The organism is Stenotrophomonas sp. YIM B06876 (assembly GCF_030711595.1).
In the GTDB taxonomy this organism is placed as follows: Bacteria; Pseudomonadota; Gammaproteobacteria; order Xanthomonadales; family Xanthomonadaceae; genus Stenotrophomonas.
Map to the genome: position 1 here is coordinate 1 of NZ_JAUJUJ010000047.1, position 15,847 is coordinate 15,847.

Consider the following 15,847-nt stretch of genomic DNA (forward strand, 5'->3'; position numbering starts at 1 on the left):
GGATCCGTACCGACGCCAACGGACCGGGCACCGTGCCCCTGCTGCACGATGCTGCCGGCACGCCGCTGGGCGCGTGGACCGCGCACGGGCGCGGCCGCATCGGCGTGCTGCCGCTCAGCGACAGCTTCAGCTGGGTGCTGGCCGGGCGTGATGACCTGCATGGCGAACTGTGGAGCGGGGTGTTCGCCACCCTCGCCCGTCCGCTGCCGGTGGACACGTCGCCGCCCGCGTTGCCGACCACCGCATGGGCCGGCGAGCGGCTGGCGTTGTGCAGGCTGGGCGGGGACGCGGCGGTGGTCGCACCGGACGGCCAGCGCACCGCGTTGCAGCCCGACCCGGCCACCGGTCCCTCCCCCTGCGCCGGTTACTGGCCGCACCAGTCCGGCTGGCACGCGCTGGTGCAGGGCGAGCAGCGCTGGCCGTTCCTGGTGTTCGCCGCGGACGAAGCCGTCCCCATGCACCGCTACCGCCAGCGCGAGGCGACATTGCAATTGGCCGCTGGCGCATCGCCCGGCGCCCCCACCGGCACGCCGGTTCCCCGCCCCGGTCGCCGCTGGCCCTGGCTGGCCGGCTTCCTCGTCTGCGCGACGCTGCTGTGGTGGCTGGAACGCCGAAGGCCGGTCGCTCACTCCTGAAATACGCCCAAAGCAGGAGGGCAGCCGGGCGTTGCCCGGCTCTACCGGTGTGCCGACACCCCGGTGCCGGCGACGCGGCGGACGCCCCGTGCCGGCAGGGCCGGCTTCCTGTAGTGCCGACCAGCGGTCGGCAAACACACCGGCCGCCGTGCCACCGCAACGATCCCCCGGACCTGCCCCGGCATGTGTGGTCCCGGATTGAAAGGCAGCCGGGCGTTGCCCGGCTCTACCGGTGTGCCGACACCCCGGTGCCGGCGACGCGGCGGACTCCCCGTGCCGGCAGGGCCGGCTTCCTGTAGTGCCGACCAGCGGTCGGCAAACACACCGGCGATGGGCGGGCTCCCCGTAGCGGCAGGGCGGGCTCCCCGTAGTGCCGACCAGCGGTCGGCAAACACACCGGCCGCCGTTCCACCGCAACGATCACCCGGACCTGCCCCTGCATGTGTGGTCCCGGATTGAAAGGCAGCCGGGCGTTGCCCGGCTCTACCGGTGTGCCGACACCCCGGTGCCGGCGACGCGGCGGACTCCCCGTGCCGGCAGGGCCGGCTCTTTGTAGTGCCGACCAACGGTCGGCACTCACGCTGAATCGGCGGTGGCAAGCAATGACCCGAGGCCGGACATCGCAGTGGGCACAACATCGCAGATGACACAGGCAGAAGGCCCCGCATCGCCAAGGCAATGCGGGGCGCTGCCTGGTCCCGCTTACTTGCGCGCGCTCAGGATCGGCGTCAGGTAGTCGGGGGTGCCTTCGATGCGCTCCAGGTGCGGGTAGCGCAGGCCGCCGTGGTAGGCGATGTGCAGGGTGCGGTACACATCCATCTCCTTCACCAGCAGCACCAGCGGCTGCGCGCTGTCCTTGGCCGCGCGCACCGCGTCTTCCATATCACTGGCGTTGTACTGCAGGCCGTTGACCGCCATCACCTGCATGCCGCTGCCCACGCCCGCAGCAAAGGCGGGGCTGTCCCAGCGCACTTCGGTGACCTTGCCGGCCGCATCCAGCGCGATGCCCAGCGAGTAGATGAAGTTGGCGCCGCGGCCTTTCATCTGCGCCTTGTAATAGGCCGACGGCTTGTCGCGATAGACCAGCTTCCAGCCGCTGGCGGCCAGTCCGCCGGTCAGGTCGATCCTGCCCTCCACCCGCGCGTGCAGGAACTGCGCCCAGTCGCCGGTGGGCTGCACCTGCTCCAGGGTCGCGGCGACCTCGTCGAAGGTGTACGGGTCCGGCCGCTGCCACTGGCCATCGTTGCGGCCGAAGAAGGCCTGGGCGAAATCATCCAGCCGGCGCTTGCCGCCACTGAGCTTGCGGATGCGCGCGTCGGCTTCCAGCCACAGCATCTGCCCGCCCTGGTAGTAGTCCTCGCTCATCTGGTAGCCGCGGTACGGCTTGGGCCGGCGCCGTGCGATCACCGGGTCGTTGGTGGTATCGCCCAGCGTGCGCCATTCCAGCCCCGGACGGTTGTCGGCGTAGGTGGCCGCCACCAGCGCCAGCGCATCACGCGAGGCCTCCATCGGCCGCAGTCCGGACCGCGCGGTCAGCACGTTGCCCCAATACTGGGTCTGCCCTTCGTACACCCACAGCAGGCTGCCCTGCATCGGCACGTTGTAGTTCAGCGTGGCCAGATCGGCCGGGCGCCGGTATTTGCCGTCCCACGAATGGGTGTACTCGTGGCCGAGCAGATCGCTGCTGCCGATCTTGGCGTCCCAGCCGCTGAAGTAATCGCGGCCTTCGCTGTTCTCGCTGGAGCGCTGATGCTCCAGGCCGATGCCGCCGAGCTGACTGGTCACCGCGAACAGGAAATCATAGTGGTCGTAGTGCTCGGCGCCGAACAGCTTGCGCGCCTGGGTGACCAGCGCGCGGTGCTGGGCGATGTGCTCGGGCTTGGCTTCCAGATCCCGGGCGCGGTCGGCAAACACGTTCAGCCGCACCGGGCGGGTGCCGGCCGCGGACAGCTCGAAGGTGCGGTGGTAGCGGCCGGCGAACACCGGCGAGTCCACCAGGATTTCCAGATTGACCGGCGCGTAATGCACGGTGTCGCCGTCACGGCTGGCCACGCCCAGCGCGCTGGCCGCCTCCCAGCCCTGCGGGTAGCGCACGCTGGCCTGGTAGGTGATGGCGTGCGCGGCGTGCCCGGCCGGATACAGCACCATCGCGTTCCACTGCAGGTTGAGCATGTTCGGGGTCATCACCGCGCGGCCCTGCGCGGCGTCGGTGGGGCTGAGGAACTGGTAGTCCATCTGCAGCGTGGCCACGCCCTCGGGCACCTGCACGTTGAAGGTGTAGACATCCAGCGGGTCGCGCATCCACTCCAGCCGCTGGCCGTTGGCGGTGATCACCAGCCCGGCCAGCTTCTCGATCGCCCCGCTCGGCGAATGGGTGCCCGGCAGCCACGCCGGGTAATGGAAGCGCTGCAGGCCGGCGGCCACCGGCACGCTCTGGCGGATCTTGAACACGCGCTGGCCCAGGTCGGTGGCATCCACGTCCAGCGTGATCGTGCCCGGATATGGCGCCTCGCTGATCGCCACCCCGCGGGCATCCGTCGTCGGCACGTTCGGTACCGCTGCCGCAAGCCCGGTGGCCGTCAACAACGCCACACCCAACGCCGCCAGTTGCAATACACGCATCACGCAGACCTCGCTCGAAAAAGAACGCCCATGGTCTGCGCAGGATGCCGGGCGCGCATGAGCCGAAGGGCATGGCCACCGTGCCTGGTGCCATTTTCTGTGCGGCGGGCATGCTCGGCGGCTGCCGGATGATCGCCGTCCCGGCGAAACCCCGTGATCGCGGACGCGATGGCGGCCGCGGCGCTGGTGCGAACCGGCGTCAGTCGGCGTCGGTGCCGGGAATCGGGGTATCGGTGTGCAGCGCCTCTTTCACGTACAGGCGCTTGACCAGCACGAAGATCACCACCGTCATCGGTGCGGCCAGCACCACGCCGGGCAGCCCGAACAGCGAGCCGATGCCGAACAGCGAGACCAGCAGCAGCGCCGGCGGCAGGTGCACCACCCGCTGCTGGATCAGCGGCTGCAACAGGTGGCTTTCCAGCTGCTGCATCACCACGAACACCAGCAACGCGCCCAGCGCCACCTGCGGGCTCACCGTGAAGCCCAGCAGCACCGCCGGAATCGCCGCCAGGATCGGCCCGACGATGGGCACGAAATCCAGCAGCGCGGTGATCAGCCCCAGCCCGAACGCCACCGGTACGCCCAGCAGCCACAGGCCGATGCCGGTCAACGTGCCCACCACCGTCATCGCCAGCAACTGCCCGCCCAGCCACGCCCGCAACGCATGGCCGCTGGCATCCATCGCCTCGCCCACCAGCGCGCGCCGGTCGGCCGGAAACAGCTTCAACGTGCCGCGCCGGTACAGCGCCGGCTGCGCGGCCAGATAGATGCCGCCCACTGCCATCAACACCATATCGGTGAGGCTGCCCGAGGCCGACATCGCCAGCGCCCCGACCTTGGCCGCCAGCCCGCTCATGCTGGCGTGCAGCTGGTCGATCCCCTGTTTGGCGATCGGCCCGGCCGGGCCGGCATCCAGCCATTGCCGGAAATGCGTCCAGGCATCGGGCAGGGTCTTTTTCAGCGACTCCATTTCCCCGGCCAGCTGCGCCCCGAACAGCCAGATCAACAAGCCGAACCCGGCCACCAGCAATACCAGCACCACGCCCAACGCCAGCCCCGGCGACAACCGCGTGTAGCGCGTCACCCGCGCGCCCAGCGCATGCAGCAGCACCGCCACCACCACCGCACCGAAGATCACCAGCACCAGATTCGACAGCTGCCATACCAGCAGGGCCAAACCCACCAGCGCCAGCGTGACCAGCACCCGCGCCACATACGGCCGCAAGGACGAAGACGATTGCATACCCGCTCCCTGCCGGCGAAATCCCGGCTGAGCGCGCACGTTAGTGCCCCGGCTGCCGCCATTTCGTGATGAGCGCAGCCGTGCGGGTGGGGTTTCGGCGCCGCCAGCGCAGCAGCAACCGCGAGCGTCCACCCCGCCGCTGCCCGGGCACCGGCTTGAATAAAGCCGCCGCGTCGGCGACTCTCCGTCCAGTCCGATTCCCGCAGGAATCACAGGGGGACACATGGAATGTGGCAATACCGGCGCACGCCAAGGCGTGTCTTGGATGTTTATCGCGCTGCTGCTGTGCACCGCTGCCGCCCCGGCGCAGACAGTGCGTTCGGCGGTGGGCGTGCAGCCGCGCAAACATATTCGGCCACCGCGCCAGCCGCACAACTCGATGGCGCGCGACACCACCCCATTCAATTGCGAGCAGTACCGCGGTCATCCGCCTCCCGGCATGGCCGGTTACTGCCAGGGCATCGAGAACATCACCCTGCGCAACGAAGCCCGCCGCCAGGGCCGACCCGCGCCGTCCGATTCGATCATCCATCTACCGCCACTGGGCTCCGACCACGCCAAGACGCTGGGCTACGCCTGCGTGGGCGGGCAGGCGTTCAAGCGCCTGAAGAACGGATGGGAGCAGGTCTCGGCCGCGGAAGGTGGTTGGCAGCGATGCCAAGGTGGATAAGTGAACCTGACCCTTTTTACTCTTTCAGCTGTCGCGGCAGCTATCCATTTATATCTCAAACAACTAAGGACAGATGAATGACTTCAATATCTAAGGTCCGCAGCCCGTGGATTGACACGCTGCGCTTAGCTGCTGCCGCACTGGAACAAGGAACCGTAGATCTGGAGCTGGCAAAAAAGATACGTGGGATTGCCCAATCCGCCTCGGCGCCGCAGTGTTTTACTATCAGTATTTCTGGAAGCATTTGTTACGATGTATTCGCTTGCATGCCTGATATTGCTGAAAAAAAATTGGCTGATTGCATTCATCCGTGCGACAAAGACTATGAGATTGTTCCGTTGCTCCGCCTACCACCCCTGCCGGTGGAAAAATAGGCGTGCAACGTCAGTAGGCAGATGAAAAACCCTTTGAGAGATCACAGCTAGCCATCATCATTCGTCGTCGCCAAATATTCCGGACAGGACGGACGAGAGTGTTACTCTGTTTGCAGAACGCGGGCTGATAAAATCTTCCGCGGATCGATATGAAAATAGCGGGATCTGCTTTTTTGTCTTTGCATCAAGTGCAACCGGATCCGCACCACGTATTTGCCCATAATTCGAGTCAATGCTCTTCAACATTTGCTTCAAATCTTCGGAGAAATTCCACTCTTCGTTAATGTAATGGTGCTGCTGAAGGTCAAACCCGGAATTGCTTCTATTAAAATTTAAACGCAGGCGCCATGGGCTCCTTGGATTACCGTACTCAAGAAATAGATTGGAAACCAAGCTCGCCAAACGAATTACCGAGTTCTGTTTAACAATATATAAAACTTCGTTCCCATGAATGACCTGTAGCGACCATCGCGGTCCGAACCATCGGATAATCATGTGCATGCATAGTCTCCGTGATATTGAGCATAAAAATAAATGGGGCGCTGATTAATTAGCAAGCGAACTGGACTTTGCCGCAAAAACTGGAGTCAGAGCCAAGTTTCCTGAAAACAGGCACTAGAGTCCAATTTCGTTGCGTTGGGGGCGCGATATTAATGTTAAATCCAACCAGTTGTAGAAGATCCCTTATTGGCGTTGGCTTGCTGCTAGCAACTTGCACCGCAGCCCACGCGCATTCCGGTGGCTTGAACAAAGAGGGTTGCCATAACGACCGCAAGAACGGGGGCTATCACTGTCATCGGGGTGCACCAAGCTACAGCGCACCGCGCTCCAGCTTTCAGCCGGCGGCGCTTGCGCCTTCCCCCGCTCGGCCGTCGCCCAGCAATGGGCGGGTATTCCGTAATTGCGATGAAGCCCGCGCCGCGGGAGCGGCGCCTGTTCGTCGCGGCGACCCCGGCTATGGCCCGCACTTGGACCGCGATAGCGACGGAGTCGGCTGCGAGCCGTATCGCGGCAGATAGCAAGCGCTATCTACTGACGGAAACAAAAAGAACAAGGGCCAGAATCGATTTACCTCTTCCGATTACGAGCGGCCCCGGGTTCTTCGATCAGCCGAACGTAAACGCATAGACGCTTACGCCCGGATCGAGGAACTCGATCTCGAACAGGCGTTCGCCGCCGCCGTCCTTCTGCCGCACGAGTTGATACAGCCGGTGTTCGCTGATCACGCCCTGACCGTCGGCGTCGGTATCCACGCCGTGGTCGGTGCCCGGGGCCAGTCCGTCCAGGCGGATGCGGAAGCGGCGCGGTTTGCCATCGGCCGCGGCCCCCATCACCAGGTGCAGGTCGCGGCCGCGGAAGCGGTACAGCACCCGCGCACCGGCCTGGTCGGCATGGGCGAACTGGCGCTGCACGGTCCAGTGGCCATCCAGCGCCCATTGATCGGGGCGCAGTTGCGAGGGGGCGTGATAGTTCCAGCTGTCGTCGTAGACCAGCCGGCCACCGGCGAAATTGCTGGCGCGCTCGTAGCCGACATAGGTTTCCGGTGACTGCTGCATGTTGCTGGAGGCGGCGGCCTGCGCGCCGGCGGCGGTAGGCCGGGTGCCGGCCTGCGGCAGACGGGTATCGCCCGCCTCGCGCAGCAGCTGGCGGATCACCGCTTCGCTGCGGTCGTATTCGCCTTCGCCAAAATGGGCGTAGCGGATGCGGCCCCTGGCGTCGATGAAGTAGTGCGCGGGCCAGTACTGGTTGTTGAACGCGCGCCAGATGGCGTAGTCGTTGTCCAGCGCCACCGGGTAGTGGATGCCCAGTTCGCGCACCGCATCGCGCACGTTGCCGGGGTCTTTTTCAAAGGCGAATTCCGGTGCATGCACGCCGATCACCACCAGCCCCTGCTTGGCGTATTTCTCCGCCCAGGCGCGCACATAAGGCAGCGCGCGCAGGCAGTTGATGCAGGAGTAGGTCCAGAAATCGACCAGCACCACCTTGCCACGCAGCCCGGCGGTGGTCAGCGGCGGGCTGTTCAACCAGAGCGTGGCGCCGGCCAGCGACGGCATCGGGCCCAGGTCGGCCAGCAGCACATTGGTTTCGGCGCCCGGTGCCGCCGCGCGGGTGACGGGCGCTGGGTGCAGTGCCTGCAGCAGTTTCTGTTCCAGCGGCCCGGTACTGGCCAGCGATACCCGGGTAAGCAGGCCGGTATCCAGCCCGAGGGCGATGGCGGCCACACCCGCCAGCACCAGCACGCCCAGCGCGCGGCGCAGCCATTCGCCGGCGCCCAGAGTGCGTTTCATCGCCGCGAACACCCGCCCGCCGATCAGCAGCGCCAACGCCAGCGAGGTGGCGGCACCGGCCGAGTACACCAGCAGCAGCAACGCGGTGGCCACGCTAGCGCCGTTGATCGCCGCGGCGGTCAGCAGCAGGCCGAGGATCGGCCCGGCACAGGGCACCCACAGCAACCCGGTGGCCACGCCCAGTCCGAGCGATGCCCATACCGAATCGCCATGGGCATCGGCGCGCTGCGACAGCGATTGTCCCAGGCGCACGAACGGCCGGCTGAGGGCGGCGGCTATGTGCGGCGAGATCAGGGTCAGACCGAGCAGCGCCAACACCGCCATCGCCACCCAGCGCCCGTACTGGTTGGCCCGCACCACCCAGGCGCCCCCTACGGTTGCCAGGCTGGCGACCAGCGCGAAGGTCACGCCCATGCCGATCAGCATCGGCAGCCCGTTGCGCCGGAATGGCCGGTCGGCACGGGCAAAGACAAATGGCAGCACCGGCAGGATGCAGGGGCTGAGGATGGTAAGCACACCGCCCAGATAGGCGATCAGCAGGAAGATCATCGGGGGACACCATCAGATCCGGGGCATGCGCAGCGTGTGGCGCGGGCAATACCGACAGTGCGCCGGCGCCGATTTGCGCACTGTGAAGTGCAGGTGTCACCGGGCTTGGACGATGGCGTTGCGGCCTGGGTTCAAGCAGCGGCGATGCTGCCGCGGGCCGCCGCCAAATGCCTGTCCAGGAGCGGTGCGGGGGGCAAGCGATTCAATCGGCTCTGACCCCGGTTTTTGACCCCGGTTTTCTTCACGGCAGCGCCGTCACCAGCCCGCCGGCAACCCCGGTGCCAAGCACGACCAGCCACGGCGGCCACTTCCAGAACATCAGTGCCACCAGTGCGACCAGGGCCAGGGCGAAGTCCTGCGGTGCGTGGATCGCACTGCGCCACACCGGTTGATACAGCGCGGCCAACAACAGGCCGACCACGCCGGCATTGATGCCGGACAACGCCGCCCGGGTGCGCACGTTGCGGCGCAGCTGCTCCCAGAACGGCAATGCGCCCAGCACCAGCAGGAACGAGGGGGCAAAGATCGCCAGCAGACAGACCAGCCCGCCCAGCCAGCCGGACGGCGCGCCCTGCATCGATGCACCCAGAAAGGCGGCGAAGGTGAACAGCGGTCCCGGCACGGCCTGCGCGGCGCCGTACCCCGCCAGGAAGGCGTCATCGCCGACCCAGCCGGGCGGCACGACCTCGGCCTGCAGCAACGGCAGCACCACATGGCCGCCGCCAAACACCAGTGAGCCGGTGCGGTAGAACGCGTCGACCCGCGCCAGCATCGCCCCTGGAAACAGCGCATCCAACAACGGCAGCCCGAGCAGCAGCGCGAAAAACAGCGTCAACCACAGCCCGCCGGCGCGGCGCCGGACCATCACCGGCAAGGACTCGTGCACGGCTTCCTGACCGGACTTGAACAGCCCCATGCCGATGAGCCCCGCGCACAGGATCACGCCCACCTGCGCCCACGCCGCCGGCACCAGCAGCACGCAACACGCCGCCGCGGCCATCAGCGTGACCCGCGCACGGTCCGGGCACAGCGTGCGGGCCATGCCCCACACCGCCTGGGCGACCACGGCCACCGCCACCGTTTTCAGCCCGTGCAGCACCCCGGCGGGAACAACCTGCCCGTAGCGGGTCAGGCCCAGCGCAAACAGGACCAGCGCGATGGCCGAGGGCAGCGTGAAGCCGGCCCAGGCCGCCAATGCGCCGCGGTAGCCCGCCCGCGACAGCCCCAGCGCAATCCCGACCTGGCTGCTGGCCGGCCCGGGCAGGAACTGGCACAGTGCCACCAGGTCGGCATAGCTGCGCTCGCTCAGCCAGTGGCGCCGGGTGACGAACTCATGGCGGAAGTAGCCCAGGTGCGCGACGGGCCCGCCGAAGCTGGTCAGGCCCAGGCGCAGAAAGACCAGGAACACCGCCCCGGGGCCGTCATCGGTTTTTGCGGTCTCGGTCATGGCCCGCATTCTGCTCGACGTCCGCCCCGCTCGGGGCACCCCGGGATGGGTGATATCCGTCGCCGGCCCGGTTTGACGGCGCCCGGCTGCGCCCCCTTCGCGCACCCATGAACGGGGCGCACTGCGCCGGTGCGCCGTGCCAGGCGCCCGCTTCTACAAAAGTACAGTGTTGGAACCCCTGGCAGGTTGCTACTGTCGGGGCCGTTTCTGCAGTCGGCACACCCATGTCCCAGGTCACCCAAGACAGTCTTTCCGCGCGCTTCGCCTTGCGCTGCGCCCGCTTTTCCGAGCGCTGGTTCCCCGATTCGTGGGTGTTCGCCGCGCTGGCGTTGTTTGCCGTGAGCGTGGCCGCCATTGCCAACGGCGGCGCGCCGACCGAGACCGCCAAGGCCTTCGGTGACGGCTTCTGGAGCCTGATTCCCTTCACCATGCAGATGGCGTTCGTGGTGATCGGCGGTTACGTGGTGGCCAGTTCGGGGCCGGCGTCGAAGTTGATCGACAAGCTGGCGCGCCTGCCCCGGACCGGCCGCAGCGCGGTGTGCTGGGTGGCCGCGGTATCGATGGTGTCCTCGTTGCTCAACTGGGGCCTGAGCCTGGTGTTTGCCGGCCTGCTGGTGCGCGCACTGGCCCGCCGCAGCGACCTGAAGATGGATTACCGCGCTGCCGGTGCCGCCGGTTATCTGGGGCTGGGTGCGACCTGGGCGCTGGGGCTGTCGTCCTCGGCCGCGCAGCTGCAGGCCAACCCGGCCAGCCTGCCGCCATCGATCCTGTCGATCACCGGCGTCATCCCGTTCACCGAAACCATCTTCCTGTGGCAGTCCGGGGTATTGCTGGGCGCGCTGGTCATCGCCTCGCTGATCGTGGCCTACGTCACCGCGCCGGGCGAAGCCACGGCCAGGAGTGCGGCCGACTGCGGCGTGGATGTGCAGCCTGCGGCGGCGCCGGTGGCGAAAAAGGCATCGCGTCCAGGTGAGTGGCTGGAATACAGCCCGCTGTTGATCCTGCTGCTGGTGGTGCTGGCCGGCGGCTGGCTGGTGAACGAGTTCTCGACCAAGCCGGCCATCCAGGCCATCTCCGGACTCAACACCTACAACCTGCTGTTCCTGATGGTCGGCGCGCTGCTGCACTGGCGCCCGCGCAGCTTCCTGGATGCGGTGACGCGCGCGGTGCCGTCCACCGCCGGGGTGCTGATCCAGTTCCCGCTGTACGGCTCGATCGCCGCGATCATGACCGACGTGACCGGCACCGGCGGCCACAGCGTCGCCCACCTGATCTCCACCGCGTTCACCACCGTGGCCAGCCACGACACCTACGCGCTGCTGATGGGCAGCTACTCGGCGGTGCTGGGCTTCTTCATCCCGTCCGGTGGCGGCAAATGGATCATCGAAGCCCCTTACGTGATGCTGGTGGCCAACGACCTGAAGTACCACCTGGGCTGGGCGGTGCAGATCTACAACGCGGCCGAAGCGCTGCCGAACCTGATCAACCCGTTCTACATGCTGCCGCTGCTCGGCGTGCTGGGGCTGAAGGCGCGCGACCTGATCGGCTTCACTTTCGTGCAGCTGCTGGTGCACACCCCGTTGCTGCTGGTCCTGTTGTGGTGGCTGGGCAGCACGCTCACCTACCACCCGCCGGTGATGCCGTAACCGCACGTTGGCGCAACCGGATGGCACCGCCACGCTCCGGCGAGGCGGTGCTGTTTGACAGGGCCGGAACATCCGCGCGCAGCGGTTGCCGGCCGACCCTCCGCCGGCTCACTGCAGTCACGATCTGCAGCGCCGCGGGCAGCGTCGACGCATTCGACTCCTATCCCGGTTTTCAGTTATGGGTGCTGCCGCGATGGATCCGCTTTGCCCGAGGCATCGGCCATATCGAACACGGCCAATGCCACATGGCCGAACAGGATGGTGGCCATGCATGCGAAGGTCAGTGGCAGCAGCCCGAGCAGCGCGCCCGGAAGCATGCCAAATCCGCCAGAACCGCCTTGAAGCCAGGAGATGCCCGTGATCGCAACGATCACAAGAATGGCGAATGCAATCAGGATGGCCCAGCCGAGTTTGATGAAAATCCGGGCGGCAAGGCGCCCAGCACGGTAATAGGTCAGCACGTCGATCCTCGAAGTCGGGTCAGGTGAATAGCGTATTCACATATACCCGAAACCCGGCGCGACCAGAACCGGCGGCGCCGGTTGAAGGCGCGCGCCGGGGCGTTCAGCAGCCCTGTGCTTCGCAGTTCATCGCCGCCCGGCGCAGCTGCGCGTCGCTCAACGGCGGTGGCCGTGCGGTGGCGGTCTGGATCTGGTCGCGACCGCCGCTGAGTTTGTGCAGGCCCTTGGCCGCCGCCATCAGGCCGTAATTGATGCCAAGCAGCAGATAGCCGCCGCCCTGGCTGACCTGTTCCGGCGATGGCGGTTCGCTCCAATCGCGACTGAACCGGTTCGGCGCCGGCTGCATCGGATTGCGGAAACGGTACAGATCCAGCGGCTGCCCGTCTTCCGGCTTCAGCGCACGTACCTGGCCCAGGGTGGTGATGTCACCTTGCGCGGCGTCGGGCGCGGGCGCGGGCTCGGCGGCGGCGCGGGCCAGCGGCGCATCGGTCTGCTGCGCCTGGGCCTGCGCTGCGCCCGCCATCATCAGCAGCGCCATGGCTGCCCCCTGCCGGAACCACCGAACCATCGTCAACGGACCCGCTCGTGCGAAAGCCGGCAGCATACGGATGCCACCTTCAATTTCTGTTGTCGGGGCGGCTGAACCTTTCAGTTTCCCGTCTCACAACCTGAGACCTCGCTGTGCTTCCATGCCGACCTTTGATCAGAACTCCGCACCATGGCTTACGCGCTTGCCCCCCGTACCGCCGCCAGCGAACAGGCGCTGGCCACCACCGATGGTCTGCCTTCGCGCGATGGCGCGGTGCTGACCCGGCGGCTGGAACAGCGTTACCACGACCGCATCACCGGCAGCTTCACCGTTGCCGGGCGCGAAGGCCGCTATGCGCCGATTCCCGATGACGTGCCCGCGGCGCTGAAGGCGGCGTTGCAGGCGCGCAGCATCGAACAGCTGTATTCGCACCAGGCCGAAGCATGGCAGGCCACCCAACGCGGTGAGCACGTGGCCATCGTCACCCCGACCGCCTCGGGCAAGTCGCTGTGCTACACCCTGCCGGTGGTGAGCGCGGCGATGGGCGGGCGCGATGGCAAGGCGCCGGCTGCAAAAGCGCTGTTCCTGTTCCCGACCAAGGCGCTGGCGCAGGACCAGGTGGCCGAACTGCTGGAGTTGAATCGCGCCGGCGATCTGGGGGTCAAAGCCTTCACCTTCGACGGCGATACCCCCGGCGACGCGCGCCAGGCGATCCGCCTGCATGGCGACATCGTGGTCAGCAATCCGGACATGCTGCACCAGGCGATCCTGCCGCATCACACCAAGTGGGCGCAGTTCTTCGAGAATCTGCGCTATGTGGTGATCGACGAGGTACACACCTATCGTGGCGTGTTCGGCAGCCATGTCACCAACGTGCTGCGCCGGCTCAAGCGCATCTGCGCGTTCTACGGCGTGGAGCCGCAGTTCATCCTGTGCTCGGCCACCATCGGCAATCCGCAGGCGCATGCCGAGGCGTTGATCGAACACGACGTGCGCGCGATCACCGAGTCCGGCGCGCCGTCGGGTGACAAGCACGTGCTGCTGTGGAACCCGCCGGTGGTCAATGCCGATCTGGGCCTGCGCGCCTCGGCGCGTTCGCAGGCCAACCGCATCGCCCGCATCGCGATCAAATCCGGATTGAAGACGCTGGTGTTCGCGCAGAGCCGCTTGATGGTGGAAGTGCTGACCAAATACCTGAAGGACATCTTCGACCACGATCCGCGCAAGCCGCCCCGCATCCGCGCCTATCGCGGCGGCTATCTGCCGACCGAGCGCCGCGAGGTGGAGCGGGCGATGCGCGCCGGCACCATCGACGGCATCATCTCGACCTCGGCGCTGGAGTTGGGGGTGGATATCGGCGCGCTGGATGTGGTGATCCTCAACGGTTACCCGGGCAGCGTGGCGGCGACGTGGCAGCGCTTCGGCCGCGCCGGCCGCCGCCTGCAGCCGTCACTCGGCGTGATGGTGGCCAGCAGCCAGCCGCTGGACCAGTACGTGGTGCGGCACCCGGATTTCTTCATCAACGCCTCGCCCGAACATGCGCGCATCGCCCCGGACCAGCCGCTGATCCTGTTCGACCACATCCGCTGCGCCGCGTTCGAGCTGCCGTTCATGAGCGGCGAACCGTTCGGGCCGATCGACCCGCTGGTGTTCCTCGAAGCGCTGGCCGAGACCGAAGTGATCCATCGCGAAGGCGAGCGCTGGGAATGGATCGCCGACAGCTATCCGGCCAACGCGGTGAGCCTGCGCGCGGTGGCCGACGGCAATTTCGTGGTGGTGGACCGCAGCGACGGCAAGCAGCAGATCATCGCCGAGGTGGATTACTCGGCCGCCGCGCTGACACTGTATGAAGGCGCGATCCACATGGTGCAGAGCACGCCCTACCAGGTGGAGCGGCTGGACTGGGAGGGCCGCAAGGCCTACGTCACCCGCACCCATGTCGATTACTACACCGACAGCATCGACTTCACCAGGCTCAAGGTGCTGGACCGCTTTGACGGCGACGCGGCCGGGCGCGGCGATTCGCATCACGGCGAAGTGCATGTGGTGCGCCGCGTGGCCGGCTACAAGAAGATCCGTTACTACACCCACGAGAACATCGGCTACGGCCCGGTCAACCTGCCCGACCAGGAGCTGCACACCACCGCGGTGTGGTGGCAGTTGCCGCAGGCCACGCTGCTCAAATCATTCCAGGCGCGGCAGGACGCGCTGGATGGTTTCCTCGGTGCGGCCTATGCGCTGCACATCGTCGCCACGGTGGCGGTGATGGCCGATGCACGCGACCTGCAGAAGGCGGTGGGCAACGGCGACGGTGCGTGGTTCGCGGTGGCCGATGCCAGCGGCCGCGGCCAGCTGCGCGGCGCAGAGGGCGGCGAAGATGCGGTGGAGCTGCAGCAGAGCTTCGTGCCGACGGTGTACCTGTACGACAACTTCCCCGGCGGCGTGGGCCTGAGCGAACCGCTGTGGCAGCGCCAGGCCGAACTGGTACTGCGCGCGCGTGAACTGGTGCAGCGTTGCGACTGCAAGGCCGGCTGTCCGGCCTGCGTGGGCCCGGTGCTGGCCGCGCAGGAGCAGGATGGGACGACGCCCAAGGCGCTGGGCTTGAAGGTGCTGTCGCTGCTGTCGGCCGCCCATTGCGACACGGTGCCTGCCGCCACCGCGACCGACGAAGCCCTCGACCTGCTGCCATGAGCATCAGCCTGGACAAACTGAAGGCGCTGCGCCGGCAGGCCGGGCACGCGCCGGCGCCACGCGCCTCGGCAGAAGCCCGGCCGGGCGGCGTGCCGTCCTCCGCCGCGCCCTTCCTCTCGCAGGATCCCCGTGCAGGAGCGGCGTCCAGTGGCCACGGGCCATCAGTCGCCACTGGACCGTCCCCGGCAGCGCCGATCACTGCCATGGGTGCGGCCCGCGAGGATCCCGGGGCACCCATCGATGTCACGACCTTGCCTTCGGAAACATNGTGCCGTCCTCCGCCGCGCCCTTCCTCTCGCAGGATCCCCGTGCAGGAGCGGCGTCCAGTGGCCACGGGCCATCAGTCGCCACTGGACCGTCCCCGGCAGCGCCGATCACTGCCATGGGTGCGGCCCGCGAGGATCCCGGGGCACCCATCGATGTCACGACCTTGCCTTCGGAAACATCCGGCCCGGATCCTGCTCCGGACAGCTCCGCGGCCTCGCGACGGATGCCTCTCCGACCTGCTCCGCAGCAGACGTCGGTCTTCGGCTGGGTCGAGCAGCTCCAGCACAAGCCGATCACGTCTGCGCCCGCCGAGGTCACCGGTAGCGAGAGGAATACCGCGCCAATGCCGTCGGCACCCGCGCCGCCGCGCCGGCCACAGGACAGTGCTTCGCTGCGACGCCTGCTCGGGCTGCGCGCGCGCGCGG

Annotated in this window: 11 protein-coding genes and 1 pseudogene; 5 read left to right on the forward strand and 7 right to left on the reverse strand. The window is 67.2% G+C overall.

Going from position 1 to position 15,847, the window contains the following annotated elements; genetic code table 11:
• Positions 1-635, forward strand: a pseudogene (locus tag QZH66_RS13545) (hypothetical protein); the annotation flags it as partial.
• A gap of 702 nt (positions 636-1,337) precedes the next feature.
• On the opposite strand, the gene QZH66_RS13550 reads toward QZH66_RS13545, so the two are convergent.
• Complete coding sequence (locus tag QZH66_RS13550) at positions 1,338-3,257, reverse strand: peptidase M61 (protein WP_305806470.1); 1,920 nt, start codon at positions 3,255-3,257, stop codon at positions 1,338-1,340.
• A gap of 199 nt (positions 3,258-3,456) precedes the next feature.
• Positions 3,457-4,500 carry an AI-2E family transporter gene (locus tag QZH66_RS13555; RefSeq protein WP_305806471.1) on the reverse strand — a complete coding sequence of 348 codons (1,044 nt, stop codon included), beginning with the start codon at positions 4,498-4,500 and terminating at the stop codon, positions 3,457-3,459.
• A 265-nt stretch (positions 4,501-4,765) separates the two neighbouring features.
• Between QZH66_RS13555 and QZH66_RS13560 the strand changes: the two genes are divergently transcribed.
• Positions 4,766-5,170 (forward strand): hypothetical protein, encoded by a 405-nt coding sequence (locus QZH66_RS13560; RefSeq protein WP_305806479.1) that lies wholly within the window; start codon positions 4,766-4,768, stop codon positions 5,168-5,170.
• 77 nt (positions 5,171-5,247) lie between these two features.
• Positions 5,248-5,544, forward strand: coding sequence for a hypothetical protein (locus QZH66_RS13565; RefSeq protein ID WP_305806472.1), 297 nt, complete (start codon positions 5,248-5,250; stop codon positions 5,542-5,544).
• Between the two features lie 57 nt (positions 5,545-5,601).
• On the opposite strand, the gene QZH66_RS13570 is transcribed toward QZH66_RS13565, so the two are convergent.
• The 3 genes from QZH66_RS13570 to chrA all read right to left on the reverse strand — a co-directional run bounded on the left by QZH66_RS13570 (position 5,602) and on the right by chrA (position 9,828).
• Positions 5,602-6,045, reverse strand: coding sequence for a hypothetical protein (locus QZH66_RS13570; protein WP_305806473.1), 444 nt, complete (start codon positions 6,043-6,045; stop codon positions 5,602-5,604).
• Positions 6,046-6,650: 605 nt separating this feature from the next.
• Positions 6,651-8,381 carry a cytochrome c biogenesis protein DipZ gene (locus QZH66_RS13575; protein WP_305806474.1) on the reverse strand — a complete coding sequence of 577 codons (1,731 nt, stop codon included), beginning with the start codon at positions 8,379-8,381 and terminating at the stop codon, positions 6,651-6,653.
• A gap of 241 nt (positions 8,382-8,622) precedes the next feature.
• Positions 8,623-9,828, reverse strand: coding sequence for a chromate efflux transporter (gene chrA / locus QZH66_RS13580; protein ID WP_305806475.1), 1,206 nt, complete (start codon positions 9,826-9,828; stop codon positions 8,623-8,625).
• Between the two features lie 224 nt (positions 9,829-10,052).
• On the opposite strand from chrA, the gene QZH66_RS13585 reads away from it, so the two are divergent.
• Positions 10,053-11,474, forward strand: coding sequence for a TIGR00366 family protein (locus tag QZH66_RS13585; protein WP_305806476.1), 1,422 nt, complete (start codon positions 10,053-10,055; stop codon positions 11,472-11,474).
• A 176-nt stretch (positions 11,475-11,650) separates the two neighbouring features.
• On the opposite strand, the gene QZH66_RS13590 is transcribed toward QZH66_RS13585, so the two are convergent.
• Together QZH66_RS13590 and QZH66_RS13595 are read right to left on the reverse strand one after the other, a co-directional pair.
• A complete protein-coding gene (locus QZH66_RS13590) occupies positions 11,651-11,935 on the reverse strand; it encodes a hypothetical protein (protein ID WP_305806477.1) in 285 nt (94 codons plus the stop codon).
• 103 nt (positions 11,936-12,038) lie between these two features.
• Positions 12,039-12,473: a hypothetical protein gene (locus QZH66_RS13595; RefSeq protein WP_305806478.1), complete on the reverse strand. Its 435-nt coding sequence runs from the start codon at positions 12,471-12,473 to the stop codon at positions 12,039-12,041.
• A 180-nt stretch (positions 12,474-12,653) separates the two neighbouring features.
• On the opposite strand from QZH66_RS13595, the gene QZH66_RS13600 reads away from it, so the two are divergent.
• Entirely contained in the window at positions 12,654-15,155 is a 2,502-nt protein-coding gene (locus QZH66_RS13600; protein WP_345783847.1) for a DEAD/DEAH box helicase, read from the forward strand.
• The last annotated feature ends 692 nt before the right edge of the window (positions 15,156-15,847 follow it).